Raw genomic sequence first — 24,834 nt, 5'->3', positions numbered from 1 at the left:
GTTGACGCCCCGTTCCGGGCCCGGTTCGCCATCCGGTGCGATGTGCAACTCGCCGTTCCGCTGGGCGCGTTCCTCGCGATTCCGTACCTGGGAAACGTCCTGGTGCACGGTGCCGACGCCCGCTGGCTGCCCGCCGTCGCGCTGCTCGCACTGGCCGGCGTCGGTCGGCCCCGGCTCCGCCACCAGCACCGACGCGCCGGCTGACGGGGCGCGGCGGGGAGCTGCCCGTTCTCGGGATGACGCGCTCGGACGGTGGTCCGAGACCTGGGTCCGCCGTGGTGCCGGAGCCCTTCCGGCGCCGCGGCGGACCACCCGGCCCGGTGCCGGGGTCGTGCCGCGATGCCGAACGGCCGCGGGGTCCGGCCCCGATGCCGGCCCGGTAGACCGCACATCGCCCATTTCCGCGGCGAGTTCACGGTGGCAACTGCCCCCAGAAGGATTACAGCTCATGTCTCCTAAGGATTCCGGACCGGTCCCCTGTGCGAGGGCCGGTTGCCCCAATGAAGTGGAGAGCGGGTCCGGTCCTGGCCGGCGCCGGAAGTACTGCAGCGACGCCTGCGGCCGGGCCTTCCGCAAGATCCGCAGTTCCCGGCGGACGCCGGACATCAGGGCCCACGACGAGGAGGCCCTCCAGGTCGCCGACGACATGGCCTGCCGGATCGCCGTCCTCCGGACCCAGATACGCGACGGTGACGCACTGGCCGGTCTCCGGCAGGTCGTTGACCTCAACAGCGACCTGGAGTGCGTCACCGCCGCCGTGGTGCAGCAGGCCCGGGACCGAGGCCACCGGGGCGCGGTCATCGCCGAGGCGTTGCACGTAGGGGTGGACAAGATCGGGCGGACGTACACCCGGGAGCGGATCAGCCGGAAGCTGACCCAGCGGCGCGAGCGGCGGGCGGCGCTGCTCGCCGCCACCCCGGCGGTCCCGCCGCTGACGGTCCGGTCGGACCCGCTGGCCGCCGCCCGCCCCGACCCGCCGATGCCCGTCTCCCGTACGGATGTCGAGCGGCGTCGGCCCACCGCCGTGCGTCCGGGCCCGCACCGCCGCGGCTGCCCGGAGGGCGAGAGCGCCGGCGAAGGCGGAGGAAGAGCGGACCACGGAGTGGATCACGGAGCGGGGCACGGGATGGATCGAGGGAGGGGGCAGGGGGTGGCCGGAGTGGACGGCGGGGCGTCGGGTCAGGACCCGCACAGCGCGCTGGCCTCGGCGCTGTCCCACCTCCAGCGCGTCGGCGACAAGACCCTCCGGGCGCTGGCGGACGAGGCGCGGGTGAGCGCCTCCTACGTCTCCCGGATCCTCTCCGGCGAGCGCAGTCCCTCCTGGAAGGTCACCCGCCGGATGGCCCTCGCCTGCGGCGGTGACCCGGAGGCCATGCGCCCCCTCTGGGACGCGGCCAACGGGCGGCGCCCGGCCCGGGCCGGCAGTCTGCACGCCGCGCTGCGCGGGCTCTACCTCTCGGCGGCCTGCCCGGACCCCGTGCAGATCTGCACCTCCAGCGGAAACGTGCTGACGGAGGGGGAGTTCACCGGTCTGCTGTCCGGCTCCCTGGTGTCGGACTGGGAGACCGTCGGCACGGTCGTCGGCGCGCTGCACGGCCGCCCGGACGACATCCGTCCGCTCTGGGACCACGCGCGGCTCGCCCAACTCGCCCCGGTCACCTGCGGGTTGGTGCCGGAACGGCACACCCCGCGCGCCGAGGCGTTCGGATGACGCCGGCCCCCACCCGCGTGCCGGCCCAGAAGGCGGCCCGGCGCGCGGCGCCCGCGGCCCCGCCGGCGGTCGCCCTGCCGCCCGCCTTCGAGGCGTTCTACGCCCTGCACTGCGCGCGCTACCTCGGCTACGCCCTGGCCCATGCCGGGGAGCCGGCCGCCTCCCGGATGGTGGGCGAGGCGATGGGTGAGGTCGCCATCCGGTGGGCCGACATCGTCCGCCGACCCAACCCGGCGACCTGCGCCTGGCTGCTGGTGCGCACCCGCATCCGGCAGCGGCGCCGGTCCCCCGGCCCCGCCCCGGAGGGGGCGGCGTTGCGTAACCGGGACGACTCCGGGTTACGCCAACCCGCCCTGGAGTACGACGCGTTCGTCCTGCACGAGGTGCTCGGCTACTCGGTGGCGGAGGCGGCCGAGGTGATGGGGGAGGAGGTCAGCCGGGTCCGCTACGCCCTGGCGGCGGGGCGCGGTCGGGCCCGGCCGGGGAGCGTGGCGGGTCCGGCGGCGAGCGGTGCCCCGGTCGCCGTGCGCGGGGTCCCGTGCACCTGAACCGTGCGGTGGGGCCCCTGCGGCACGCCGTCCCGTGCGGCGTCGCGCCGCGGGTCAGCGGCAATCCGGGTGGCCCCAGCCGTTCGGTCCCTTGGCGACCTGGGTGCCGGCCTCGTAGGCGCCGCGGCAACCGCCGCACCGCCCGGCGTACTTGGCCTTGATGGTGGCGCCGCCCGTCCGCGCGCGGCGCGCGGGCCTGGCCGACTTCTTGGCGGCGCCCGGGCGCTCCATCGCCTCGGCGCGCGGGGCCGGGACGGTCGGGGTGCCGTGGGAGGTGCCGGCGGCCTGCTGGGACGTGGCGGAGTCGCTGGCGGCCTGGTCGGCGATGGCGTTCAGCGGGTCGCCGTCCACCTGGTGCGCCGGGACGTACCGGAACTCGACCGGGCGGCCGTCCAGCAGTGCGTCGATCCGCATCACCAGCTCCCGGTTGGCGACCGGCTTCTTGGCCGCGGTCAGCCAGCCGTTCCGCTTCCAGCCGGCGATCCACTTGGTCACCGCGTTCATCGCGTACTGGGAGTCCATCCGGACCTCCAGCGGCCGTGCCGGGTCGGTGGCCTCCAGCAGCTCGGCCAGGGCCGTCAGCTCGGCGACGTTGTTGGTCGTCGAGCCCAGCGGGCCGGCCTCCCAGCGGGTGGGGTGCTCCTCGGCGTCGGCGGTGACCCACGCCCAGGCGGCGGGTCCCGGGTTTCCTTTGCTGGCCCCGTCACAGGCAGCGATGATGCGATCGGACATCCTCCGATCATGCCATCTCGGGGCCGGTCGCCCCGCATGCGCGGATCGGGGTGACGGTGCGGGCACGGAGTGTGGCCGCGCGTCCTGGCCGGTGGCGTCGGCTCACCGCGACCGCGCATGGATCGTCCACGGCGCCGACCGGAGCAGTCGCCTCCGGACCGACGAGCCCCAGGAGCGGCAGGGCAACACCGGTCCCGTCCGGGGGAGTTCGGGCTCCTGGCCCGGTGTTCAGGCCACGGAGCCCTCGGTCCAGGCGCGGGCCAGGACGGTGTCCACCGTCTCCGGTACGGTCTGGCGCGAGGTGTCCAGCCACAGGCCCAGGTTGCGGGGGGTCTCCGTCCGGATCAGGGCGTCCAGGTCGCGGACGGACCAGTCCGGTCCGTAGGCGGTCTTGGGGCGGCCGGCCTCGCGCGCCGCGACCGCCTCCGGGGTGGGCAGCAGGGCGACGACGGCGAGCGGGCGGGTCGAGATGTCGGAGGTCATCCGGGCCAGGTGCTCGCCGAGGAGGATGTCCTGGACGATGACGGTGAAGCCGGCCCGGGCGTACTCGTCGGCGCAGAGGGCCGTCAGCCGGTGCCGCAGCCGGAGTTGGGCGTGGGCCTCCTCGCCCGCGTCCGGGGCCATGCCGACCTGGCCGCGGACGATGTTCCGCCGGAAGCCGTCACCGCGCAGGTGCACCGCCTTGGGCAGCCGCTCGGCGAGGGCCTGGGCGACGGTGGACTTGCCGGCGGCCTGGATGCCGGTGATCACCACAACTCCGGGCGCCAGCCAGGGGCCTTGGGGTGCGAGGCGGGCGGCGGGGGTGTCGGGGACGTTCGCGGTCATGGAGTCCATGGTGGCGGCCGCGGTCCTCCTGCGCCTCCGGTTTTCCGCCACCGTGAGCGCGCGCGACCGGCCGGACCCCTGATGCCCGGGTCCCAACTGTCCCTCCCGTTACCCCGCTCCGTATGCTCCTGTTACCAGGTCCGGAGGCTGACCGCCTTCGAAGGGAGGACGGCGGACATGACGACCACCTACTACCAGGACCGCTGGATCACCTGTGCCCAGGACGGGCTGCGGATCCGCGGCTACTACTTCCCGTGGGGGACCAAGACCGTCCCGTACACCGCGATCCGCTCGGTGCGCCGGGTGGAGATGGGGATGCTGACCGGCCAGGGCCGCATCTGGGGCACCGGCCACCCGCGGTACTGGGCGAGCCTGGACCCGGGGCGGATGTCCAAGTCCACCGCGCTGATCCTCGATCTCGGCCGCTACGTCCGGCCGTTTCTCACCCCCGACGACCCGGACGCGGTGGAGGCGGTCCTGCGCGATCGGATGCCGTCGGGGGCGACGGAGGGTGCGGGCGACCCGCAGTAGTCGTGCCGGGCCGGCGTGTTCAGGTGGTGGCGGTCGGCTGCTGTGCGCGGGCCAGTTCGCGGCGCAGGCGCATGAAGGGGCGGGGGCGGTTGAGGGCGAGCACGGCGGTGGTGCGGCCGTCGCGTTCGTAGCGGGCGAGGAAGCTGCGGTCGTCCGGGGAGCCCTCGACGATGCGGGGGACGTCGCCGGGCGCCCGGCTGCCGGCGAACTGGATGCGGACGCCGTACTGGTCGGACCAGAAGTAGGGGACGGTGCGGGGGGTGCGCACGGTGCGGCCGGCGAGGAGGTTGTGCACGGCGGTGCCGGCCTGTTCGGTGGCGCTGGTCCAGTGTTCGGCGCGGGCGCCGGCCACGTGGGCGACGTCGCCGGCGGCCACGACGGTGGGGATCGGCGTGACGCAGCCGGCGTCGCAGCGGACGCCGTCGCCGAGCGGCAGCCCGGAGCCTTCGAGCCAGTCGGTGTGCGGGCGGACGCCGATGCCGGTGACGACGACGTCGGCGGGCAGCAGCCGGCCGTCGGAGAGCTCCACGGCGGTGACCCGGCCGCCGTCGCCCCCGGCGTGCAACTGCCGGACGCCGGTGCCGGTGAGCAGCGCGACGCCGTGATCGCCGTGGAGACGGGAGCACAACTCGGCCATGGCGTGCCCCAGTTGGGGGACGAGGGGGAGTGGCGCGGCCTCCACGACGGTGACCCGGTGGCCGAGGGCGGAGCACGAGGCGGCGACCTCGGCGCCGATGAAGCCGCCGCCGACGACCACGACTTGGGCCGGGCCGCCGCGGGTCAGGTCGGCCCGCAGCGCCCGGGCGTCGTCGACGGTGCGCAGGGTGTGCGAGCCGACCGGTGCGGGGCCGGGGAGTCGGCGCGGGGTGGCGCCGGTGGCCAGCACCACGCCGTCGGTGGTGAGGGTGCGCCCGGTGTCGAGTCGGATGGTGCGCAGGCGGGTGTCCAGGCCGGTGGCGCGGGTGCCCAGGAGCCAGTCCGCGTCGAGTTCGGCGAGTTCCTCGGCGTCGGTGAGGGCGAGCGCGGGCAGCGCGGCCGGGTCCTGGTCGGGGTCGTCCGCGGTGGTGGGTGCGGTGAGGAACTCCTTGGAGAGCGGCGGGCGGTCGTAGGGGCGGTGGGGCTCCGCCCCGACGAGGGTCAACCGGCCGTCGTACCCCTGCGCGCGCAGCGCACGCGCGGCGTACAGCCCGGCCAGCGAGGCCCCGATGACGGTGACCGACTTCATGCGGCGGTGCCTTCTTCCTCGGCGGTGAGGTGGACGTAGACCATGCCGTTCTCGACGGAGACGGGGTGGGTGCGGACGGGGCGGCGGGCGGGCAGGCAGGTCGCGGCTCCGGTGCGGAGATCGAATGAAGCGGCGTGCAGCGGGCATTCGACCAGACACCCCTCCAGCCACCCGTCCGCGAGCGAGGCGTCTTGGTGGGTGCAGGTGTCGTCGATGGCGTACAGCTCTCCGTCGGCGTTGAACACGGCGATCGGAGGTGCGGTGTCGAGGCGAACGGACTCGCCGGCGGGCAGTTCAGCGAGGTGGCAGACGGGAATCACTGGGCCCCCCTGTTACTGTTCGGTACTCTTGAGTTTCGCAATCCGCACGACAAAGCGTTATGCGCAACAGAATCCAGTCGGAGACCTGGCCCGTCAAGCGGTCTCCGGGAAAGCCGGCCCGATCGGGCCGCTGGATGGTGGCGGCGAGCTGGGTGGTGACACGGATCTATGACGGAATCGGCCAAGGCGGAGGCGCGGGCGGAGAAGCGGCCGGCAGGCAGGTCGGAGTCGAAGCCGCACGACGCGGGGGCGGGCAAGCCGTCCAGAGGAGCGGCGAGCGCGGTGCAGTCGGTGGACCGGGCGGTCACGGTGCTGGAGATCCTGGCCAGACTCGGCGAGGCCGGAGTGACCGAGATCGCCGACGAGTTGGGCGTGCACAAGTCGACCGCGTTCCGACTGCTGGGCGTGCTGGAGCACCGCGGGCTGGTCGCCCAGGAACAGGAGCGCGGCAAGTACTACCTCGGCGCCGGGGTGTTGCGGCTGGCCGGGGCCGCCGCGGTGCGGCTGGACATCTCCCAGGAGGGCGCGGCCGTATGCCGCACGCTCGCCGACGAGTTGGGCGAGACGGTGAACATCGCCGTGCTGGAGAGCGATGCCGCGGTGAACATCATGCAGGCGCGCGGGCCGGCGTCGGTCACCGCGCAGAACTGGCTCGGCCGGCGCACGCCGCTGCACGCCACGTCCAGCGGCAAGGCGCTGCTGGCCTATCAGCCGCCGACGGTCCGGGAGGCCGTGCTGGCGCGGAAGTTGCCCCGGCTGACCGAGCGGACCGTGACCTCGCCGGTCGAGCTGCGCGATCAGTTGGCCGAGGTGGTGGAGCGGGGCTTCGCGGTGGCGGTGGAGGAGTTGGAGCTGGGACTGCGCGCGGTCGCCGCCCCGGTGCGGGCGCACGACGGCTCGGTCATCGGGGCGATCAGCGTGTCGGTCCCGGCGTACCGGCTGGACGAGCAGCGGCTGCCGGAGGTGGTCAAGCGCACCGTCGCCGCCGGTGAGGAGCTCTCCCGGCGGATGGGGTACGCCTGTTGAGGGGGAGCGGCGGTCCGGGCGGGGTGCCCGTTGACCGCCTGATGGGGCAACTGGGCCGCGGGGCCGGGTCGTTGATCCGGCCCCGCGGCCGTGTGCCCGGGCCGTGCGCCGGCGCTCCGCCGTGCGTCCGCTTGCGTAACCATCCCTTTACAAACCGCTAGCGCGCACCTCTTGACGCTACCGATACGCCGTTCCCAAGATGTCTCCCATCGCGCAACTAGTCGTGCAGTGCGCAACACTGAGGGGTAGGGCATGCCACACGAAGTCCATGCCGTCGTCGCGGCGAAAAAGGGCGCACCCGTCGGTCCGCAGACGATTCTGGTGCCGGATCCCGGCCCCGGAGAGGTGCTCGTCGACGTCCAGGCCAGCGGGGTCTGCCACACCGATCTGCACTACCGCGAGGGTGCCATCAACGACGGTTTCCCCTTTCTGCTCGGCCATGAGGCGGCCGGCATCGTCGAGGCCGTCGGCGACGGCGTCACCGACCTCGTGCCCGGCGACTACGTGGTGCTGGCCTGGCGGGCGCCGTGTGGCCAGTGCCGGTCCTGCCGGCGCGGCCGCCCCTGGTACTGCTTCGACTCCCGCAACGCCACCCAGCAGATGACGCTGTTGGACGGCACCCCGCTCAGCCCCGCCCTCGGCATCGGCGCGTTCGCCGAGAAGACGCTGGTCGCCGCCGGACAGGCGATCAAGGTGGACGCCTCGGCCCGCCCCGAGGCGGCCGGGCTGATCGGCTGCGGGGTGATGGCCGGTTACGGCGCCGCCGTGCACACCGGGGCGGTCGGCAGCGGCGACACGGTCGCCGTGATCGGCTGCGGCGGCGTCGGCAACGCCGCCATCGCCGGCGCCTCGATCGCCGGCGCCCGCCGGGTCATCGCCGTCGACATCGACGAGCGCAAACTCGACGGTGCCACCCGCTTCGGCGCCACCCACACCGTCAACTCCCGCCGCACCGACCCCGTCGAGGCGGTCCGCGAGCTGACCGGCGGCCACGGCGCGGACGTGGTCATCGACGCGGTCGGCCGCCCCGAGACCTACCGCCAGGGCTTCTACATGCGCGACCTGGCCGGCACCCTCGTCCAAGTCGGCGTCCCCGAACCGGACATGACCATCGACCTGCCGCTGATCGACCTGTTCTCCCGCGGCGGCGCGCTGAAGTCCTCCTGGTACGGCGACTGCCTGCCCAGCCGGGACTTCCCGGTCCTGATCGACCGCTACCTCAGCGGACGGCTCGACCTCGGCGGCTTCGTCACCGAGACCATCGGCCTGGACGGGGTGGAGGCCGCGTTCGACAAGATGCGGGACGGCCAGGTGCTGCGTTCGGTGGTGGTCCTGTGACCGCCCCGCTGCGCGACCGCGGCCGCGCCCGGGTCGTCATCATCGGCGCCGGCATCGTCGGCTGCTCGCTCGCCGACGAACTCACCGCCCGCGGCTGGCGGGAGGTCACCGTCCTCGACCAGGGGCCGCTGCCCGCGCCCGGCGGCTCCACCTCGCACGCCCCCGGCCTGGTCTTCCAGACCGGCCCCTCCAAGACCATGACCGAGTTCGCCGCCTACACCGTCCGGAAGCTCGGCTCCCTCGACGTCGACGGCCTGCCCTGCTTCCACCCCGTCGGCGGCCTGGAGATCGCCACCACCGAGGCCCGCTGGGCCGACCTCCACCGCAAGGCCGGCCTCGCCGCCTCCTGGGGCGTCCGCGGCGAACTCCTCGACGCCCAGCAGTGCAAGAAGCTCTGGCCGCTGCTCGACGAGGGCAGGGTCCTCGGCGGCCTGTACACCCCGGACGACGGCCTGGCCCGCGCGCTGCCCGCCTGCCGCGCCCAGATGGCCCGGGCCGAGGGCCGTGGCGCCCGCTTCCTCGGGCGGCACACCGTCACCGGCATCGAGCGGGCGGCCGGCGCCGTCACCGGCGTCGTCACCGACCACGGCGTCTTCCCCGCCGACCACGTGGTCTCCGCCGCCGGCTTCTGGGGACCGGTGATCGGCTCGCTCGCCGGCGTGGACGTGCCGCTGCTGCCGCTGGCCCACCAGTACGCCACCACCGCCCCACTGCCGGAACTCGCCGGCCTCAACGACCCCCGCGAGGAGGCCAGTCGGCCGATCCTCCGCTACCAGGACCGCGACCTCTACTTCCGCGAACACGTCGACCGGATCGGCATCGGCTCCTACGCCCACCGCCCCCTGCCCGTCGACCCGTTCACCGTCCCCGCCTACGACGACGCCCCGGTGATGCCGTCCTCGCTGCCCTTCACCGCCGAGGACTTCGCGCCCAGTTGGCGCGACAGCGTCGGGCTGCTGCCGGCCCTCGGCGGCTCCCGGGTCGCCGACGGCTTCAACGGGGTCTTCTCCTTCACACCCGACGGGATGCCGGTCCTCGGCGAGTCCCGCACCCTGCGCGGCTTCTGGCTCGCCGAGGCGGTCTGGGTCACCCACTCCGCCGGCGTCGCCAAGGCCGTCGCCGAGTGGATGAGCGACGGCCGCCCCGCCACCGACGTCCACGAATGCGACCTCACCCGCTTCGAGGACGCCCAGCGCTCACCCGCCTACATAGCGGAGCGCGGCGCCCAGAGCTTCGTCGAGGTCTACGACGTCATCCACCCCCTCCAGCCCCTGGAACAACCCCGCCCGCTGCGCACCAGCCCCTTCTACCCACGTCAACAGGAGCTCGGCGCCGCCTTCCTGGAGGCCGGCGGCTGGGAACGCCCCCACTGGTACGAGGCCAACGCCCCGCTCGCCGAGGGGCTCGACCTCCCCGAACGGGACGCCTGGGCCGCCCGCTACTGGTCGCCGATCGCCGCCGCCGAGGCCGCCGTCACCCGCGAGCGGGTCGCCCTCTACGACATGACGCCGCTGCGCCGCCTGGAGGTCAGTGGACCCGGCGCCCTGGACTTCCTCCAGCGCATGACCACCAACCAACTGGCCAAGAAACCCGGCGCGGTGACCTACACCCTGCTCCTCGACGAGACCGGCGGCATCCGCTCCGACCTCACCGTGGCCCGGCTCGCCCCCGACCACTTCCAACTCGGCGCCAACAGCCCCGCCGACCTCGACTGGCTGCTCCGGCACGCCCCCGGGGACGTCCATGTCCGCGACATCACCTCCGGCACCTGCTGCATCGGTGTCTGGGGCCCGCTCGCCCGCGCCCTCGTCCAGCCGCTGACCCGCGACGACTTCTCGCACGGGGCCTTCGGCTACTTCAGGGCCAAGCGGACCCATATCGGCCACGTCCCGGTCACCGCGCTGCGCCTGAGCTACGTCGGCGAGCTCGGCTGGGAGCTCTACACCACCGCCGACCTCGGGCTCCGGCTCTGGGACACGCTCTGGGCCGCCGGCCGGGAGCACGGCGTGATCGCCGCCGGCCGCAGCGCCTTCAACAGCCTCCGCCTGGAGAAGGGTTACCGCTCCTGGGGCCACGACATGACCACCGAACACGACCCCTACGAGGCCGGCCTCGGCTTCGCCGTCCGCCCCGCCAAGGGCGACTTCCTCGGCCGGGCCGCCCTGGAGGGCCGCAGCGAGGAGACGGCCACCCGCAAGCTCGCCTGCCTCACCCTCGACGACCCCACCGCCAACGTCCTCGGCAAGGAACCCGTCCTCCGCGACGGCGTCCCGGTCGGCTATGTCACCTCCGCCGCCTACGGCTACACCCTCGGCCGGTGCATCGCCTACGCCTGGCTGCCGGCGACCGCCGCGGTGCCCGGCACTGCCCTCCACCTCGACTACTTCGGGCAGCGGTTCGCCGCGACCGTCGCCCAAGAACCGCTCTTCGACCCGCAGATGACCCGCATCCGCCGCTAGGGCGCCTCTGACCGATGGGTCACGCCATCACCGCGCACCGCCCCGGACCGCCCCGCTCGTCCCTTCCCGCCGCTCCGTCGCCCCGGTCGCCCGAGGAGAGCAGCCATGACGACCTCGCCCGCCGAAACCCGCCCCACGCCCGCCCCGACCCCCGCCGCGCCCAGCCTGATCGCCACCCTCCCCGGCCGCGCCTACACCGACCCGGACCACTTCCGCCGCGAACAGGAGCTGATCTTCGAGCGGTTGTGGTTCTGCGCCGTCCGCGGCGCCGACCTCGCCCGGCCCGGCGCCTTCCGCACCGTGCAGGTCGGCCGGGAGAGCGTGCTGGTCACCCGCAACCGCGCCGGCGCGCTCCGCGCCTTCCTCAACATCTGCCGGCACCGCGGCGCCCGGCTGTGCACCGAGGAGTCCGGCCAGGTCCGCCGCAACCTCCAATGCCCGTACCACGCCTGGACCTACGACCTGGACGGCCGTCTGGTGGCCGCCCCCAACCTCCAGAAGATGCCGGACCTGGACCGCACCGAACGCGGCCTGGTCAGCGTCCCGGTGCGGGAATGGCTCGGCTACGCCTGGGTGTGCCTGGCCGACGAACCGCCGTCGTTCGAGGACACCGTGATCGGCGCGGCCGTCGAGCGGCTGGGCGAGATCGCCGCCCTGGACCGCTACCGCACCGAGAGCCTGGCCCTGGGCCGCCGCATCAGCTATGACGTGCGGGCCAACTGGAAGCTGATCGTCGAGAACTTCATGGAGTGCTACCACTGCGCCACCATCCACCCCGAACTCACCGAAGTGCTCCCGGAGTTCGCGGACGGCCTGGCCGCCCAGTACTACGTCGGGCACGGCGCCGAGTTCGCCGAGGAGGCCCGCGGCTTCACCGTGGACGGCAGCGCCGGCTTCGGCCGGCTGCCCGGCATCGACGACAGCCAGGACCGGCGCTACTACGCGGTGACCGTCCGCCCGCAGGTCTTCCTCAACCTCGTCCCCGACCACGTCATCCTGCACCGGATGTTCCCGCTCGCCGCCGACCGCACCCTGGTCGAGTGCGACTGGCTGTACCTCCCCGAGGTCGTGGAGTCCGGCGCCGACACCGCCAAGTCCGTCGAGCTGTTCCACCGCGTCAACACCCAGGACTTCGACGCCTGCGAACGCACCCAGCCGGCCATGGACTCCCGCGCCTACCGCGACGGCGGCGTGCTGGTACCCAGCGAGCACCACATCGGGGCCTTCCACGCCTGGGTCACCGCGCAGTTGGCGGGCGTGTCCGTTTGAGCGCGTCGAGGGCCGTCGGCCTCGCACCCCCTGCCTCAGCCGTGCACCTGGGCACCGTCCGGAGCAACGACTACCATCCCAAGCTCGCGCACCGGCGGCGTACGGAGGAGGACGGCCCTTGACTCCAACTCACGGCACGGACCCGGCACCCGAGGACGACACCGGCCTGGCCGAATTCGGCTACCGCCCCGAACTCAAGCGCACCCTCGGCAACTTCCACACCTTCGCCGCCGGTATCAGCTACATCTCCATCCTCACCGGCACCTTCCAGCTCTTCTACTTCGGATTCGGTCATGGCGGCCCGGCCTACTGGTGGTCCTGGCCGATGGTCTTCGTCGGCCAGTTGACGGTCGCGCTCTCCTTCGCCGAACTGGCCGCCCGCCACCCCGTCGCCGGCTCCGTCTACAACTGGGCCAAGAAGCTGGGCAATCCGCACGTCGGCTGGCTCGCCGGCTGGATGATGCTGGTCGCCTCCATCGTCTCGCTGGCCGCGGTCGCGCTCTCCTACCAACTGACGCTCCCGCAGATATCCCGCGCCTTCCAGTTCGTCGGCGACGGCACCGGCCCCTACGACACCGCGACCAACGCGGTGGTCCTGGCCACCGTGCTGATCCTCTTCACCACGTTGGTCAACGCCTTCGGCGTCAAGCTGATGGCCCGCATCAACACCGCCGGTGTCTTCGTCGAGTTGATCGCCACCGTCGTCCTGATCGTGCTGCTCGCGGTGCACGTCGTCCGCGGCCCCGGCGTGCTCCTCCAGACCCACCACACCGGTTCCGGCCAACACCTCGGCTATCTTGGCGCGTTCCTCACCGCCTCGCTGGCCTCCGCCTACGTCATGTACGGCTTCGACACCGCGGCCTCGCTCGGCGAGGAGTCCCTGGACCCCTCGCGCAACGCCCCGCGCGCCATCCTGCGCGCGCTGATCGCCTCGTTCCTGCTCGGCGGGCTGGTCCTGCTGCTCGCCCTGATGAGCGTCGGAAGCCTCGACGGCAAGGGGCTGACCACTGACGGCCTCCAGTACGTCGTGTTGAACGTCCTCGGCGACACCGTCGGCAAGGCGATGCTGTGGTGCGTGCTGATCGCCGTCACGGTCTGCGCGCTGGCCGTGCACACCGCCGCCATCCGGCTCACCTTCGCGATGGCCCGGGACACCAACCTCCCGTTCGCCGCCCGGCTCGCCAGGCTCAGCCCGCGCTTTCGCACCCCGGTCCTGCCCGCGGTGATCATCGGCGTGCTGTCGCTGGGCGTGCTGGTCCTCAACATCCGTCAGCCGCAGATCTTCTCGGTCGTCACCAGCCTCGGCATCATCATGATCTACACGGCGTATCTGCTGGTCACCGCGCCGATGCTGGTGGCCAGGGTGCGCGGCAGATGGCAGCCGGCCGGCGGCGGCCGGTTCAGCCTGGGCCGCTGGGGACTGCCGGTCAACGCCGTCGCCGTCCTCTGGGGCGCCGCCATGATCGTCAACCTGGCCTGGCCGCGCGACGCCGTCTACAACGCCGCCCCGCCGCACCACTGGTACCTGCGCTGGGGCGCGGTGCTCTTCGTCGGCCTGGTCGCGCTCGGCGGCTTCGCCTACTACTGGTGCGTCCAGCGCCACCGCACCGGCGTCCTCGCCGACCACGCCGCACCACCGTCCGACCCCGACGGCGACGACACCGGCACCCCGCTCACCGTCCCGGCGCACGACTGACCGGAGCGCCCGCGCCGTCCGTCGCTTGGGCCTGCCCGAGGGGCCGACCCCAGCGACGGACGGGGGCCGAACGGGCCGGCTACAGACGGCGGTTGTCCAGCACGGCCACCGCCCGCCGGACCCGCTCGGCCTCCGCCGGGTCCACCTCGCCGAGCAGCAGCCCGGGGGCGCCGCCCAGTCGCGCCCGGACCGTCCCGTCCGGGCCGATCAGCGCGCTGTGGCCCACCCCGGTGGGTGCCTTGGTGGGCGTCTCCGGGTCGGCGTCCTGGTCCGGCGCCGCCTGGCCAACCGCCGCCAGCCACACCGTCGCGTCCAGCGCCCTGGCCCGCACCAGCAGGTCCCACTGCTCCCGCTTGCCGGGGCCCGCGCCCCAGGACGCGGGCAGCAGCGACACCGTCGCCCCGGCGTCCGCGTGCGCCCGGAACAGCTCGGGGAACCGCAGGTCATAGCAGGTCGCCAGGCCCACCCGGACGCCGTCCACGTCGATCGTCACCACCCGGTCGCCCGGCGCCACGGTGTCCGACTCCCGGAACCCGAACGCGTCGTAGAGGTGGATCTTGTCGTAGGACGCCTCCACCCCGGGCCCGGTCGCCAGCAGGGTGTTGGCCACCCGGCCGTCCGGTGCCGGGGTGAACATCCCCGCCACCACCGTCACCCCGGTCTCCTCGGCCACCGACCGCACGCCCTCGGCCCACGGCCCGTCCAACGGCTCGGCCACCGGCCCCAGCGGCACCCCGAAGCGCACCATCGCGGCCTCCGGCAGCACCGCCAGTCGGGCCCCCTCGGCCGCGGCCCGGCGCACCAGCTCCGCGAGGTGTGCGAGGTTCTCCTTCGGCTCGGTCGAAGAGGTCATCTGGCACAGCGCGATACGCATCGGCACTCTCTCCCGTCGTCTCCGGTCCCACGACCCACAAAGAGATCGCGCGGGCCGCCCTGCCTTGGACGGTACGCCGTGCCGCGCCCGCACCACAGCTCCCCCTCGGGGACGCCGGCCGTCGCGCCGGTGCCTCGGCCTCGGACGACGCCCCGCCGGTCAGGCCCGGTCCGCGCCGGCGAGCTCCTCCGGGCGCAGCAGCGCGGCGAGCCGGTCGGCGGGCAACAGCCCTCGCTCCAGGACCAGTTCGGCGACCCCGCGCCCGGTGGCCAGGGCCTCCTTGGCGATCGCGGTCGCCGCGGTGTAGCCGATGTGCGGGTTGAGGGCGGTGACCAGGCCGATGGAGTTCTGCACGCTCTCCCGGAGGGTCTCGGTGTTGGCGGTGATGCCGTTGACGCAGCGTTCGGCGAGGGTGCGGCAGGCCGCCCCGAGGTGGGTGATGCTCTCCGACAGCGCGTGCAGGATGACCGGTTCGAAGGCGTTGAGCTGGAGCTGCCCGGCCTCGGCGGCCATGGTGATGGTGACGTCGTTGCCGATCACCTCGAAGGCGACCTGGTTGACCACCTCCGGGATCACCGGGTTGACCTTGCCCGGCATGATGCTGGAACCGGCCTGCACCGGCGGCAGGTTGATCTCCGCGAGTCCGGCGCGCGGACCGGAGGAGAGCAGCCGCAGGTCGTTGCAGCTCTTGGAGAGCTTGACCGCGATCCGCTTGAGGACGCCGGAGAGGTGGACGAAGGCCCCGCAGTCCTGGGTGGCCTCCACCAGGTTGGCCGCGGTCACCAACGGCAGCCCGGTGATCTCCGCCAGATGGCGCCGGACCGACTCGGCATAGCCCTTCGGGGCGTTGAGACCGGTGCCGATGGCGGTGGCGCCGAGGTTGATCTCGTGGATCAGGGTCACCGCCTCGGCCAGCCGGCCCTGGTCCTCCTCCAACATCACCGCATACGCCGAGAACTCCTGGCCCAGCGTCATCGGCACCGCGTCCTGGAGCTGGGTGCGGCCCATCTTGAGGACGTCCCGGAACTCCTCGGCCTTGGCCGCGAACGCCTCCCGCAGCACGGTCATCGACGCCAGCAGCTCGCGGACCGCGATCACGGTGGCGACCTTCACCGCGGTGGGATAGGCGTCGTTGGTCGACTGGCTGAGGTTGACGTGCTCGTTGGGGTGCAGCGGGGCGTAGTCGCCCTTGGCGTGGCCGAGCAGCTCCAGCGCCCGGTTGGCGATCACCTCGTTGGCGTTCATGTTGGTGGAGGTGCCGGCGCCGCCCTGGATGACGTCGACGACGAACTGGTCGTGCAGGTGGCCGTCCCGGATCTCCCGGCAGGCGGCGGCGATCGCGTCGGCCTTCTCCGGGGCGAGCAGGCCGAGTTCGGCGTTGGCGCGGGCCGCGGCCTCCTTGACGGCGGCGAGCGCGTCGATCAGGTGCGGGTAGCCGGAGATCGCGGTGCCGGTGATGGGGAAGTTCTCGACGGCGCGCAGGGTGTGCACGCCCCAGTAGGCGTCCGCGGGTATCTCGCGCTCGCCGAGCAGATCGTGTTCGCGGCGGTGGCCGGAGGTCATGACGGGGTCCTTCGTGGGGTGGGAGGCGGTACGGGGGAGCGCGGCGCGGGTCAGGCCGCCGCGGAGCGGGGGAGGAGGCGGTCGTCGCGCAGTGGGGCGACCGGTTGCACGGCGCCGACCGCCGAACCGCCGCCCAGGACGGGGTGGGTGGCGAACGGGGCGAGTACCTCGGGGTCGATGCCGCAGTGGGCCAGCGCCGCGGCGGTGACCGGCATCCGGGCCCGGTCGGCGCCGTCGGCGATCTTCACGCCGACCGCCCGGCCGTCCGGCAGCGCCGCGATCTGGACGCCCTCGAAGCCGTCCTTGGCCAGCAGTCCGGGCACGGCGCGGACCAGGTGGGCGACGTCCCGGTCGTGGCCGGAGACCATCTCGGGGTGGTGCCGCATGGCGTGTGCCACCCGGCCCGGGGCGGTGTCCGGTGTGGCGGTCGCCAGGCGGGCCGCGGCCCGGGTGAGTCCCCGCAGCGAGACCGCGAACAGCGGTGCGCCGCAGCCGTCGACGGTGGTCTGGGCGATGCCCTGACCGGTCAACTCCTCGACGGTCGCGGCGAGTTGGCGCTGGAGCGGGTGCTCGGGGTCGAGGTAGGTGTCCAGCCGCCAGCCGCGGGCGCGCGCCGCCGCCAGCATCGCGGCGTGCTTGCCTGAGCAGTTCTGGGCGAGCCGATCGGGGCCCAGGCCGCGGGCGAGCCACGCCTCCCGCTCGGCCGTCCCGTAGGGCAGGTCGGGCACGTTGCGCAGATCGCCCTCGGTCACTCCGCCGTCGCGCAGGATGCGCCGGGCGGTGGCCAGGTGGCGTTCCCCGCCGGAGTGGCTGGCCGCGACCAGGGCCAGCGCCGGGTCGTCCAGCGGCGGCAGTCCGGCCCGCAGCAGCCCGACGGCCTGCAGTGGCTTGAGCGCCGAGCGGGGGTAGAACGCGGCCTCGGCGTCGCCGAGTTGGTATACCACCGAGCCGTCCGCGGCCAGCACCACCACCGAGCCGTGGTGGACGCCCTCCACGAGGCCGCCGCGGACGACCTGGGCGACCGGGACGTGCCCGGGCGTGCGCAGTACCGGCGGCGGGGCCACCGGCCGCCCCGCGCTCATGCCTCGCCCCCGGCCCGGCCGGTCCGCACGATGGTGGACAGCGTGGTCTCGACCCGGGCGAGGTGGTGCCGCATCGCCTCGACGGAGTCGTGCTCGGAGCGGTCCACGAGCGCCTCGACGATCGCCCGGTGCTCCCGGTTCGACTGCTCGCGCCGCCCGCCGACGTCGTTGAGGAAGGCCGACTGGCGGGCCAGGGCGTCGCGGATCTCCTCGATCACCCGCCGGAACACCGGGTTCCGGGCGGCCTGGGCGATCGCCAGATGGAACAGCGTGTCCATGGCGACCCAGGCGGTGGTGTCGGTCTCCCGCTCCATCCGCTCCAGCAGGTGCGTCAGATGGTCGAGGTCCTCCGGCGTCCGGCGCACCGCGGCGTAGCCGGCCACCGGGACCTCGACATGGCGGCGGACCTCCAGCAGGTCGCTGGCCGCGTAGTCGCCGAAGGTGGGGTCCGGCACCGCGCCGTCGGAGACCACGAAGGTGCCCTTGCCGGTGCGGGAGACCGTGAGTCCCATCGTCTGGAGGGCGCGCAGCGCCTCGCGGAGCACCGGGCGGCTCACTTCGAGGCGGCGGCACAGCTCGGCCTCGGAGGGCAGCTTGTCCCCGACCGCGTACTCGCCGCGCTCGATGGCCCCGCGCAGATGGCTCAGCACGGCCTCCATGGCGCTCACGCGCCGTGGCACCGCGGGGCTGGATATGTCGCCGGCTGTCTGGCTGTCTGACAGGTTCACCCGGGGATGGTCGGTCGGGTGCGGGGGAGTTGTCAAGCGGGCGGAGGTGAGGCGTGCGTCATGCCCGGAGCGACCGGAAGCCCGGTTCCCGGGCGACTCCGTGTCCTCAACTCCGTTGCCCTGCAGGCTGGTTCACCTTCCACCGGAAGCCGGGATTCCGGCCACCCGGACACCGCGTGAAAGGTCGAAACGGCGTGTGGTTAGCATATGAGCACCGCCTAGCTCGATCGAGAGATAAGCCTGTGACTGTCAACGACGACTCGTTCACCAACTGGAAGATCCGCGAGGAGATCGCGGAGTCGATGATCCCGCTCATCGGGAAGCTGCACCGGGAGCGTGACGTCACCGTCCTGCTCCACAGCCGCTCCCTGGTGAACAAGTCGGTGGTCAGCATCCTCAAGACGCACCGCTTCGCCCGCCAGATCGCCGGCGAGGAGCTTTCGGTCACCGAGACGCTGCCGTTCCTCCAGGCGCTCACCACGCTCGACCTCGGTCCGGCCCAGATCGACATCGGCATGCTCGCCGCGACCTACCGGTCCGACGACCGCGGCCTGTCCGTCGAGGAGTTCACCGCCGAGGCGGTCGCCGGCGCCACCGGCGCCAACAAGATCGAGTGCCGCGAGGGCCGCGACGTCGTCCTCTACGGCTTCGGTCGCATCGGCCGCCTGGTGGCCCGCCTGCTCATAGAGAAGTCCGGCTCCGGCAACGGCCTGCGGCTGCGCGCCATCGTCGTCCGCGGCGGCGGCGAGGAGGACATCGTCAAGCGCGCCTCGCTGCTGCGCCGCGACTCCATCCACGGCCAGTTCCAGGGCACCATCACCGTCGACGAGGCCAACAGCGCGATCATCGCCAACGGCAACGAGATCAAGGTGATCTACGCCAACGACCCGTCCGAGGTCGACTACACGGCGTACGGCATCAAGGACGCCATCCTCATCGACAACACGGGCAAGTGGCGCGACCGCGAGGGCCTGTCGAAGCACCTGCGTCCGGGCATCGACAAGGTGGTGCTGACCGCCCCGGGCAAGGGCGACGTGCCCAACATCGTGCACGGCGTCAACCACGACATGATCAAGCCGGACGAGCAGATCCTGTCCTGCGCGTCCTGTACCACCAACGCGATCGTGCCGCCGCTGAAGGCGATGGCCGACGAGTACGGCGTGCTGCGCGGCCACGTGGAGACCGTCCACTCGTTCACCAACGACCAGAACCTGCTGGACAATTACCACAAGTCCGAGCGCCGCGGCCGCTCCGCGCCGCTCAACATGGTCATCACCGAGACCGGCGCCGCCTCCGCCGTCGCCAAGGCGCTGCCCGACCTCCAAGCGAAGATCACCGGCAGTTCGATCCGGGTCCCGGTGCCGGACGTCTCGATCGCCATCCTCAACCTCCAGTTGGCCCGCGAGACCACCCGCGAGGAGGTCCTGGACCACCTCCGCGACGTGTCGCTGACCTCGCCGCTCAAGCGCCAGATCGACTTCATCAGCGCCCCCGACGCGGTCTCCAGCGACTTCATCGGCTCGCGGCACGCCTCGATCGTCGACGCCGGCGCCACCAAGGTCGAGGGCGACAACGCGATCCTCTACCTCTGGTACGACAACGAGTTCGGCTACTCCTGCCAGGTCATCAGGGTCGTCCAGTACGTCTCCGGCGTGGAGTACCCGACCTACCCGGCGCCGGTGGCCTGACCCGCCGACCGACCGCTCCAGGGAGGGCGACCGGTGCCGCACCCGGCACCGGTCGCCCTCCCGTTTTCCTCCGGCGCGCGGCCCGTTCGCCGTTTCGACTTGCGGCTTCCGTTGCGTCAACTCCTACGGTCTTGGGTGTGGCCGGAACGACCGGCCCGGCGAGGGGAGCAGCGACCATGAACTGGTCGATCGCGGAGGTGGCCCGGATGTCCGGGGTGACGTCCCGGACGCTGCGGCACTACGACGAGATCGGCCTGTTGCCGCCCGCGGGGATCGGCAGCAACGGACACCGGTACTACGCGGAGGCGGATCTGCTGCGGTTGCAACAGATCCTGCTGATGCGGGAGCTGGGCGTGGGACTGCGGGAGATCCGTGAGGTCCTGGACAGCCAGCGGGACCGGGTGGCCGTGCTGCGCGAGCACCACCGGCGGTTGCTGGGGGAGCGGAGCCGGCTTCAGACGCTGGCCCGGACGGTCGCCCGCACCATCGCCGACCTGGAGAAGGACGAGGGGAGCGAGGACATGACGGTCCAGATCAACCGGCCGGAGAACCTCTTCGAGGGGTTCGAGCCGTCCCGTTACGAGGCCGAGGTCGAGGCGGAGGTCCGCGAGCGGTGGCCGGCGGCCTGGGAGCAGTCCCGGCAGGCCGTCGAGGGCATGACCGCGGAGGACACCGAGCGCTGGCAGCGCGAGGTGACGGCGCAACTGATCCGCATGGCGGAGTTCATGGTGGCCGGCGCACCGGCGGACGACCCCGCCGTGCAGACCGAGGTGGTGGCCCACTACCAGGGCGTGTGCCGCTTCTGGACGCCCAACAAGGCCGCCTACGAGGGCCTGGCCCAGCGGTACGTCGATGACCCGCAGATGCGGGGCAACTTCGAGAAGATCGCCGAGGGGCTGGCCGAGTACCTGCGCGCGGCGATGATCGTCTACGCCGGTGCCCGGCTGAGCTGATCGCGCACGCACGCTGTCGGGGGGCTGCAGACCTCCGGCAGTACGTGCCCCGCGCGCGGGGGACCCGCCCGCGCGCCCCGCGTCCGTCCGTCCCCGGACGGTGGGGCGTGAAAGACCCTTGCGCTCCGCGGCCGGCGTGTAGTCGGCTGACCCTCATGGGCAACAGGAGGGGCTGGGGGAACATGAGGAAGCGGAGCGCCATCACGTTGTTCGCCGCGCTGGTCGCGGGCTCGCTGTGTGCCGGTGTGCCGCAGTCGCGCGCCCGGGCCGCCGACGGCCCGTCGCCGCACGCCGGTTCGCCCGCGCTGCCGGGCGTCGATCTGGACACGGTGACGATCCCGGAACTCCAGGCACGGATGACCGACGGCTCGCTGACGTCCTCGGCCCTGACCGCCGCCTACCTGGCGCGGATCGAGGCCATCGACCCCAGGATCCACGCGGTGTTGCGCACCGACCCGACGGCGCTGCGCCAGGCCGCAGCCAGCGACGCCCGGCACCGCCGCGGCGCCCCGCTCGGCCCGCTCGACGGCATCCCCGTCCTGCTCAAGGACAATGTGAACACCCGGGGCCTGGCCTCGACCGCCGGCTCGCTGGCGCTGGCCGGCAGCCCGCCCGACCGGGACGCCGTCCTGGTGACCCGGCTGCGGGACGCGGGCGCGGTGATCCTCGGCAAGACCAATCTGTCGGAGTGGGCCAACTTCCGTGCGGACAAGCCCACTTCGGGCTGGTCGGCGGTGGGTGGACAGACCCACAACCCCTTTGTGCTGGACCGTAATCCGTGCGGCTCCTCCGCCGGTTCGGCCGCCGCGCTCGCCGCGTCGCTGGCGCAGGTGGCCATCGGCAGCGAGACGGACGGCTCCATCGTGTGCCCGTCTGGGATGAACGGCGTGGTCGGGCACAAGCCCAGCCTCGGCCTGGTGAGCCAGTCCGGGATCGTGCCGATCTCCGCGGAGCAGGACACCGCCGGCCCGATGGCGCGCAACGTGATCGACACCGCGCTCACCTTCGCGGTGCTCAGCGGGCGCGAACCCGCCGCCGTCCAGGCCCCGTTGGCGCACTCCGACGGGTTGCGCGGCAAGCGGATCGGCCTGTGGCGACTGCCCGAGCTCGGGCCGGACGTGGACGCCGTGATGTCCCGGACCGCCAACGCGCTGCGGCAGGCCGGCGCCGAGGTCGTCGAGGTGACGCCGCCCTACCAGAAGCGGTTGGCCGAGCTCGAATACCCGGCGCTGCTCAGCGAGTTCCACCGGGACATCGACGCCTACCTTCCCACCCGCAAGGGGCCGCAGAACCTCGCCGAGCTGATCGCGTTCAACCGCAGCCACCCGGCGGAGCGCACCTGCTTCGCCGGCCAGGAACTCTTCGAGAAGGCGTTGGCCGCGCCGCCCACCACGGACCCCGAGTACCGTGCGGGGCGCGCCGAGTTGAAGGACCTGTCCCGGCGCTCCATCGACGAGACCATGGCCGCGCACCACCTCGACGCCATCGCCGCGCCGACCAACCCGCCCGCCTGGACGACGGACTGCCAACGGGGCGACACCGACCTCATCCCGTCCTCGACGCCGGCGGCGGTGTCCGGCTACCCGTCGCTGTCGGTGCCCGCCGGAACGGTGCACCAACTCCCCGTCGGCCTGCTGCTGATGGCCGGCAACCGCCAGGACGAGCGACTGCTGTCGCTGGGCGCCGCGGTGGAACACCGCCTGCACGCCTGGCGAGCCCCGCGCTACCTGCCGACCCTGGGCTCCGACGGCCCCCACTGAACGGGTTCGTCGGCTTTGCGCCAACCTTGAGACACCCGTTCGGAAGAATGTGCCGAAAAGGTCCTCGCAATCCCTCGATCGGGTGACGAAGATACCTCGGTGATTGATGATCGTCGTCGTGCCATGCACCGTCGCCGGGTCCTCCGGACCGGTCTGGCCGCCCTCAGTACCCTGTCGATAGTGTCCGCCGTGCCGGCTGCCGCCCAGCCGGCCAACCCCCCTTCCTCCCCGTCGCCCTCGGCCCGCCCGCTGAACCCGGCCGAGGCGCGCACCGCCGCCTACCTGGAGTCCGTCCGCTCCGACCCGGCGCAACTGCGCGGCTTCTTCCGGCAGCTCCCCAAGGGGGGTGATCTGCACAACCACCTGTCCGGCGCGATACCCACCGAGTACCTGATCACGCTGGCCGCCGAGGACGAGCTGTGCATCGAGACCAAGACGATGACGGCGGTGCCGGGGCCGTGCGGCGAAGGCAAGCGGCCGGCGGCGGACGCCAAGACCGACCGGACCTTCCACGACGCGTTGCTGCGGGCCTGGTCGATGCAGGACTTCCCGGCCGGCGGGTCGGGCCACGACCACTTCTTCGACACGTTCGGGAAGTTCGGTGAGGTGACCTGGCGGCACCGCGGCAAGCTGCTGTCGAAGGTCGCCGACGGCATCGCCGCGCAGAACCAGTTCTATCTGGAGACCCTGGTCACCCCCGCCTCCGAGGAGGCCAAGAAGGTTGCCGACCAGGTGGGTTGGCACCCCGACTTCGCCCGCATGCACCGGGACCTGGCAGCCGACGGCAAGCTGGACCGACTGGTCGCCACGGCCCGCAAGGAGGCCGACGACGCGGACGCCGAGTTCCGCGCCACCTCCCACTGCGGCACCGCGCACGCCGCCCCCGGCTGCCGACTGACCGTCCGCTGGAACTCCCAGGTCTCCCGCGGCAGCAGCCCCGAGCGGGTCTTCACGCAGATGGAGGTCGGGCTGCGACTGGCCGAGCGGGACCCGCGGTTCACCGCCGTCAACCTCGTCCAGCCCGAGGACGGCGAGCGCGCGCTGAGCGACTACCGCCTCCAGATGCGGATGCTGAACTATCTGCACCAGGTCTACCCGAAGGCCCACATCACCCTGCACGCGGGTGAGTTGGCGCCGGGCCTGGTCAAGCCGGAGGACCTGAAGTTCCACATCAACGAGGCGGTCAACGTCGCCCACGCCGAGCGCATCGGCCACGGCGTCGACCTCGTCCACGAGGACGGCTGGCAGCAGTTGGCGCGCACCATGGCCGCCCGTGAGGTGGCCGTCGAGGTGCCCTTCACCAGCAACGCCCAGATCCTCGGCGTGAAGGGTGACGAGCACCCCTTCAACACCTACCGCGCGTACGGCGTGCCGATCGTGCTGGCCACCGACGACCCCGGCGTCTCCCGGATCGACATCAGCCACGAGTACCAGTACGCCGCCACGACGTACCACCTCGGTTACGGCGAGCTGAAGGACCTGGCCCGCGCCTCGCTCCAGTACTCCTTCCTCTCCGGCCGCAGCCTGTGGCAGGGCAACCCGACCCGGCACGGCTACCACCCCGTCGCCGCCTGCCGCGGACAGGTCCCCGGCAACGGAACCCCCGGCGCGGCCTGCCGGCGGCTGCTCGCGGACAGCCCCAAGGCGGCCGTCGAGTGGCGGCAGGAGGCCGCCTTCGCCTCCTTCGAGCGGCAGTTCAGTCACGGCTGACCGCTGACCGCGGCGGCCGGCCCGGGCCCCGGCGCACCCGTCCACGACGGGGCGCCGGGGCCCGACCATGTCCCGGCTATGCCGTCTCGGACGCCTCCGTCGCCTCCGGCGCCTGACCCGTCTCCGCGCGGAAGTCCAGCAGGTAGCAGACCTTGTCCCAACGGCGTTCCCCGATGGCCACGAAACCGGGAATGCGGCCGTATTCGCGGAAGCCCAACGACCGGTACAGCCGCAGCGCGTGGGCGTTGTCGGCCCGGGCGTCCAGGGTGAGGACCTCGATGCCGGCGGCCCGGGCGTCGGCGATCAGCGCGCCGGCCAGCGTCCGACCGATGCCGCGGCGGTGCGCGGTGCCGGCCACCGCCAGCTTCTCCAGGTCGGCGTGCGGGCGGTGGGTGGGGCGGGCGTAGCGCAGCCAGTAGCCCAGGCCGATCAGGGTGCGGCCGGCGTAGGCGGCGCGCAGCGCCCCGTCGCCGGCCGCGGCGGCGGTCAGTACCCGGTCGATCAATTCGGCGACCTCCGCGGGCCCGGGCGGATCGACCCAGCCGAGCGGCGCGCCGTCGGCGACCAGGCCGGCGAGGATCCGGTGCGCGGATCGGGGGAATTCCGCGGCCAGTTCGGGGTCGGCGGCCAGCGCGTGGGCATCCAGGACGACGGTCTCGTGGTCGGACTCGTTGATCGTGAGGGGGCGCATGGGCGGCAGCCTAGGTCGTGTCTTCAAATGATCTTGGGTGGTGGATCATGGTGGGGTGATACGTCGCCATGAACTGTCGGATGCTGAGTGGGAGTTCGTCCGGCC

Annotated in this window: 22 protein-coding genes; 13 read left to right on the top strand and 9 right to left on the bottom strand. The window is 72.9% G+C overall.

Going from position 1 to position 24,834, the window contains the following annotated elements; genetic code table 11:
* Nucleotides 1-42 precede the first annotated feature (42 nt).
* From ACIQU6_RS06655 to ACIQU6_RS06645, 3 genes are all read left to right on the top strand, one after another.
* Entirely contained in the window at nt 43-204 is a 162-nt protein-coding gene (locus tag ACIQU6_RS06655; RefSeq protein WP_403480530.1) for a hypothetical protein, read from the top strand.
* Between the two features lie 244 nt (nt 205-448).
* Entirely contained in the window at nt 449-1,711 is a 1,263-nt protein-coding gene (locus ACIQU6_RS06650; RefSeq protein ID WP_403480529.1) for a helix-turn-helix domain-containing protein, read from the top strand.
* Nucleotides 1,708-2,259 carry a sigma factor-like helix-turn-helix DNA-binding protein gene (locus ACIQU6_RS06645; RefSeq protein ID WP_403480528.1) on the top strand — a complete coding sequence of 184 codons (552 nt, stop codon included), beginning with the start codon at nt 1,708-1,710 and terminating at the stop codon, nt 2,257-2,259. Before ACIQU6_RS06650 ends, ACIQU6_RS06645 begins: the two co-directional genes overlap by 4 nt.
* Before the next feature lie 54 nt (nt 2,260-2,313).
* On the opposite strand, the gene ACIQU6_RS06640 is transcribed toward ACIQU6_RS06645, so the two are convergent.
* Together ACIQU6_RS06640 and ACIQU6_RS06635 are read right to left on the bottom strand one after the other, a co-directional pair.
* Nucleotides 2,314-2,991 (bottom strand): ribonuclease H, encoded by a 678-nt coding sequence (locus ACIQU6_RS06640; RefSeq protein WP_403480527.1) that lies wholly within the window; start codon nt 2,989-2,991, stop codon nt 2,314-2,316.
* A gap of 228 nt (nt 2,992-3,219) precedes the next feature.
* Nucleotides 3,220-3,816 carry an AAA family ATPase gene (locus ACIQU6_RS06635; protein WP_403480526.1) on the bottom strand — a complete coding sequence of 199 codons (597 nt, stop codon included), beginning with the start codon at nt 3,814-3,816 and terminating at the stop codon, nt 3,220-3,222.
* 177 nt (nt 3,817-3,993) lie between these two features.
* Between ACIQU6_RS06635 and ACIQU6_RS06630 the strand changes: the two genes are divergently transcribed.
* Nucleotides 3,994-4,347 (top strand): hypothetical protein, encoded by a 354-nt coding sequence (locus ACIQU6_RS06630; protein ID WP_403480525.1) that lies wholly within the window; start codon nt 3,994-3,996, stop codon nt 4,345-4,347.
* A gap of 19 nt (nt 4,348-4,366) precedes the next feature.
* Here the strand turns inward: ACIQU6_RS06630 and ACIQU6_RS06625 are convergent, their stop codons facing one another.
* Nucleotides 4,367-5,572 carry an NAD(P)/FAD-dependent oxidoreductase gene (locus ACIQU6_RS06625; RefSeq protein WP_403480524.1) on the bottom strand — a complete coding sequence of 402 codons (1,206 nt, stop codon included), beginning with the start codon at nt 5,570-5,572 and terminating at the stop codon, nt 4,367-4,369.
* Complete coding sequence (locus tag ACIQU6_RS06620) at nt 5,569-5,892, bottom strand: bifunctional 3-phenylpropionate/cinnamic acid dioxygenase ferredoxin subunit (RefSeq protein WP_403480523.1); 324 nt, start codon at nt 5,890-5,892, stop codon at nt 5,569-5,571. The genes ACIQU6_RS06625 and ACIQU6_RS06620 overlap by 4 nt, the downstream gene beginning before the upstream one ends.
* Nucleotides 5,893-6,174: 282 nt before the next feature.
* Here ACIQU6_RS06620 and ACIQU6_RS06615 point away from each other — a divergent pair, with 282 nt between their 5' ends.
* The 5 genes from ACIQU6_RS06615 (at nt 6,175) to ACIQU6_RS06595 (ending at nt 13,680) form a co-directional block, all read left to right on the top strand.
* Complete coding sequence (locus ACIQU6_RS06615) at nt 6,175-6,918, top strand: IclR family transcriptional regulator (protein ID WP_403480655.1); 744 nt, start codon at nt 6,175-6,177, stop codon at nt 6,916-6,918.
* A 252-nt stretch (nt 6,919-7,170) separates the two neighbouring features.
* The gene (locus ACIQU6_RS06610; RefSeq protein WP_403480522.1) at nt 7,171-8,256 is read left to right on the top strand and encodes an S-(hydroxymethyl)mycothiol dehydrogenase; all 1,086 of its coding nucleotides are present in this window, start codon (nt 7,171-7,173) and stop codon (nt 8,254-8,256) included.
* A complete protein-coding gene (locus ACIQU6_RS06605; protein ID WP_403480521.1) occupies nt 8,253-10,715 on the top strand; it encodes an FAD-dependent oxidoreductase in 2,463 nt (820 codons plus the stop codon). The genes ACIQU6_RS06610 and ACIQU6_RS06605 overlap by 4 nt, the downstream gene beginning before the upstream one ends.
* Nucleotides 10,716-10,820: 105 nt before the next feature.
* Complete coding sequence (locus tag ACIQU6_RS06600) at nt 10,821-11,984, top strand: aromatic ring-hydroxylating dioxygenase subunit alpha (protein ID WP_403480520.1); 1,164 nt, start codon at nt 10,821-10,823, stop codon at nt 11,982-11,984.
* A 118-nt stretch (nt 11,985-12,102) separates the two neighbouring features.
* Nucleotides 12,103-13,680, top strand: coding sequence for an APC family permease (locus ACIQU6_RS06595; RefSeq protein WP_403480519.1), 1,578 nt, complete (start codon nt 12,103-12,105; stop codon nt 13,678-13,680).
* Nucleotides 13,681-13,759: 79 nt separating this feature from the next.
* Here the strand turns inward: ACIQU6_RS06595 and ACIQU6_RS06590 are convergent, their stop codons facing one another.
* From ACIQU6_RS06590 to ACIQU6_RS06575, 4 genes are all read right to left on the bottom strand, one after another.
* The gene (locus ACIQU6_RS06590; protein WP_403480518.1) at nt 13,760-14,554 is read right to left on the bottom strand and encodes a carbon-nitrogen hydrolase family protein; all 795 of its coding nucleotides are present in this window, start codon (nt 14,552-14,554) and stop codon (nt 13,760-13,762) included.
* A 159-nt stretch (nt 14,555-14,713) separates the two neighbouring features.
* Nucleotides 14,714-16,117 carry an aspartate ammonia-lyase gene (aspA, locus tag ACIQU6_RS06585; RefSeq protein WP_403480517.1) on the bottom strand — a complete coding sequence of 468 codons (1,404 nt, stop codon included), beginning with the start codon at nt 16,115-16,117 and terminating at the stop codon, nt 14,714-14,716.
* Nucleotides 16,118-16,167: 50 nt separating this feature from the next.
* Complete coding sequence (locus ACIQU6_RS06580) at nt 16,168-17,199, bottom strand: asparaginase (protein ID WP_403480516.1); 1,032 nt, start codon at nt 17,197-17,199, stop codon at nt 16,168-16,170.
* Nucleotides 17,196-17,927 carry a FadR/GntR family transcriptional regulator gene (locus tag ACIQU6_RS06575; RefSeq protein ID WP_403480515.1) on the bottom strand — a complete coding sequence of 244 codons (732 nt, stop codon included), beginning with the start codon at nt 17,925-17,927 and terminating at the stop codon, nt 17,196-17,198. Before ACIQU6_RS06575 ends, ACIQU6_RS06580 begins: the two co-directional genes overlap by 4 nt.
* Before the next feature lie 242 nt (nt 17,928-18,169).
* Between ACIQU6_RS06575 and ACIQU6_RS06570 the strand changes: the two genes are divergently transcribed.
* The 4 genes from ACIQU6_RS06570 (at nt 18,170) to ACIQU6_RS06555 (ending at nt 24,038) form a co-directional block, all read left to right on the top strand.
* The gene (locus ACIQU6_RS06570; protein WP_403480514.1) at nt 18,170-19,615 is read left to right on the top strand and encodes a glyceraldehyde-3-phosphate dehydrogenase; all 1,446 of its coding nucleotides are present in this window, start codon (nt 18,170-18,172) and stop codon (nt 19,613-19,615) included.
* A gap of 176 nt (nt 19,616-19,791) precedes the next feature.
* A complete protein-coding gene (locus tag ACIQU6_RS06565) occupies nt 19,792-20,568 on the top strand; it encodes a MerR family transcriptional regulator (RefSeq protein WP_403480513.1) in 777 nt (258 codons plus the stop codon).
* A gap of 182 nt (nt 20,569-20,750) precedes the next feature.
* A complete protein-coding gene (locus tag ACIQU6_RS06560; protein ID WP_403480512.1) occupies nt 20,751-22,328 on the top strand; it encodes an amidase family protein in 1,578 nt (525 codons plus the stop codon).
* A 123-nt stretch (nt 22,329-22,451) separates the two neighbouring features.
* Nucleotides 22,452-24,038, top strand: a complete 1,587-nt coding sequence (locus tag ACIQU6_RS06555) for an adenosine deaminase (RefSeq protein ID WP_403480511.1) — start codon at nt 22,452-22,454, stop codon at nt 24,036-24,038.
* 76 nt (nt 24,039-24,114) lie between these two features.
* Here the strand turns inward: ACIQU6_RS06555 and ACIQU6_RS06550 are convergent, their stop codons facing one another.
* Nucleotides 24,115-24,729, bottom strand: coding sequence for a GNAT family N-acetyltransferase (locus ACIQU6_RS06550; protein ID WP_403480510.1), 615 nt, complete (start codon nt 24,727-24,729; stop codon nt 24,115-24,117).
* Between the last annotated feature and the right edge of the window lie 105 nt (nt 24,730-24,834).

This window comes from Streptomyces sp. NPDC090442, from assembly GCF_044769405.1.
Classification (GTDB): Bacteria; Actinomycetota; Actinomycetes; order Streptomycetales; family Streptomycetaceae; genus Streptomyces.
The sequence above is the reverse complement of the archived record's forward strand: the minus strand, read 5'-3'. Positions and strand labels throughout refer to the sequence as shown.

Bases quoted from the DNA above. Each gene is read 5' to 3' on its own strand.
- ACIQU6_RS06590 (WP_403480518.1), bottom strand. From the start codon at position 14,554: ATGCGTATCGCGCTGTGCCAGATGACCTCTTCGACCGAGCCGAAGGAG.
- ACIQU6_RS06630 (WP_403480525.1), top strand. From the start codon at position 3,994: ATGACGACCACCTACTACCAGGACCGCTGGATCACCTGTGCCCAGGAC.
- ACIQU6_RS06600 (WP_403480520.1), top strand. From the start codon at position 10,821: ATGACGACCTCGCCCGCCGAAACCCGCCCCACGCCCGCCCCGACCCCC.
- ACIQU6_RS06580 (WP_403480516.1), bottom strand. From the start codon at position 17,199: ATGAGCGCGGGGCGGCCGGTGGCCCCGCCGCCGGTACTGCGCACGCCC.
- ACIQU6_RS06625 (WP_403480524.1), bottom strand. From the start codon at position 5,572: ATGAAGTCGGTCACCGTCATCGGGGCCTCGCTGGCCGGGCTGTACGCC.
- ACIQU6_RS06550 (WP_403480510.1), bottom strand. From the start codon at position 24,729: ATGCGCCCCCTCACGATCAACGAGTCCGACCACGAGACCGTCGTCCTG.
- ACIQU6_RS06645 (WP_403480528.1), top strand. From the start codon at position 1,708: ATGACGCCGGCCCCCACCCGCGTGCCGGCCCAGAAGGCGGCCCGGCGC.
- ACIQU6_RS06560 (WP_403480512.1), top strand. From the start codon at position 20,751: ATGAGGAAGCGGAGCGCCATCACGTTGTTCGCCGCGCTGGTCGCGGGC.
- ACIQU6_RS06635 (WP_403480526.1), bottom strand. From the start codon at position 3,816: ATGACCGCGAACGTCCCCGACACCCCCGCCGCCCGCCTCGCACCCCAA.
- ACIQU6_RS06610 (WP_403480522.1), top strand. From the start codon at position 7,171: ATGCCACACGAAGTCCATGCCGTCGTCGCGGCGAAAAAGGGCGCACCC.
- ACIQU6_RS06555 (WP_403480511.1), top strand. From the start codon at position 22,452: ATGCACCGTCGCCGGGTCCTCCGGACCGGTCTGGCCGCCCTCAGTACC.
- ACIQU6_RS06650 (WP_403480529.1), top strand. From the start codon at position 449: ATGTCTCCTAAGGATTCCGGACCGGTCCCCTGTGCGAGGGCCGGTTGC.
- aspA (WP_403480517.1), bottom strand. From the start codon at position 16,117: ATGACCTCCGGCCACCGCCGCGAACACGATCTGCTCGGCGAGCGCGAG.
- ACIQU6_RS06565 (WP_403480513.1), top strand. From the start codon at position 19,792: ATGAACTGGTCGATCGCGGAGGTGGCCCGGATGTCCGGGGTGACGTCC.
- ACIQU6_RS06640 (WP_403480527.1), bottom strand. From the start codon at position 2,991: ATGTCCGATCGCATCATCGCTGCCTGTGACGGGGCCAGCAAAGGAAAC.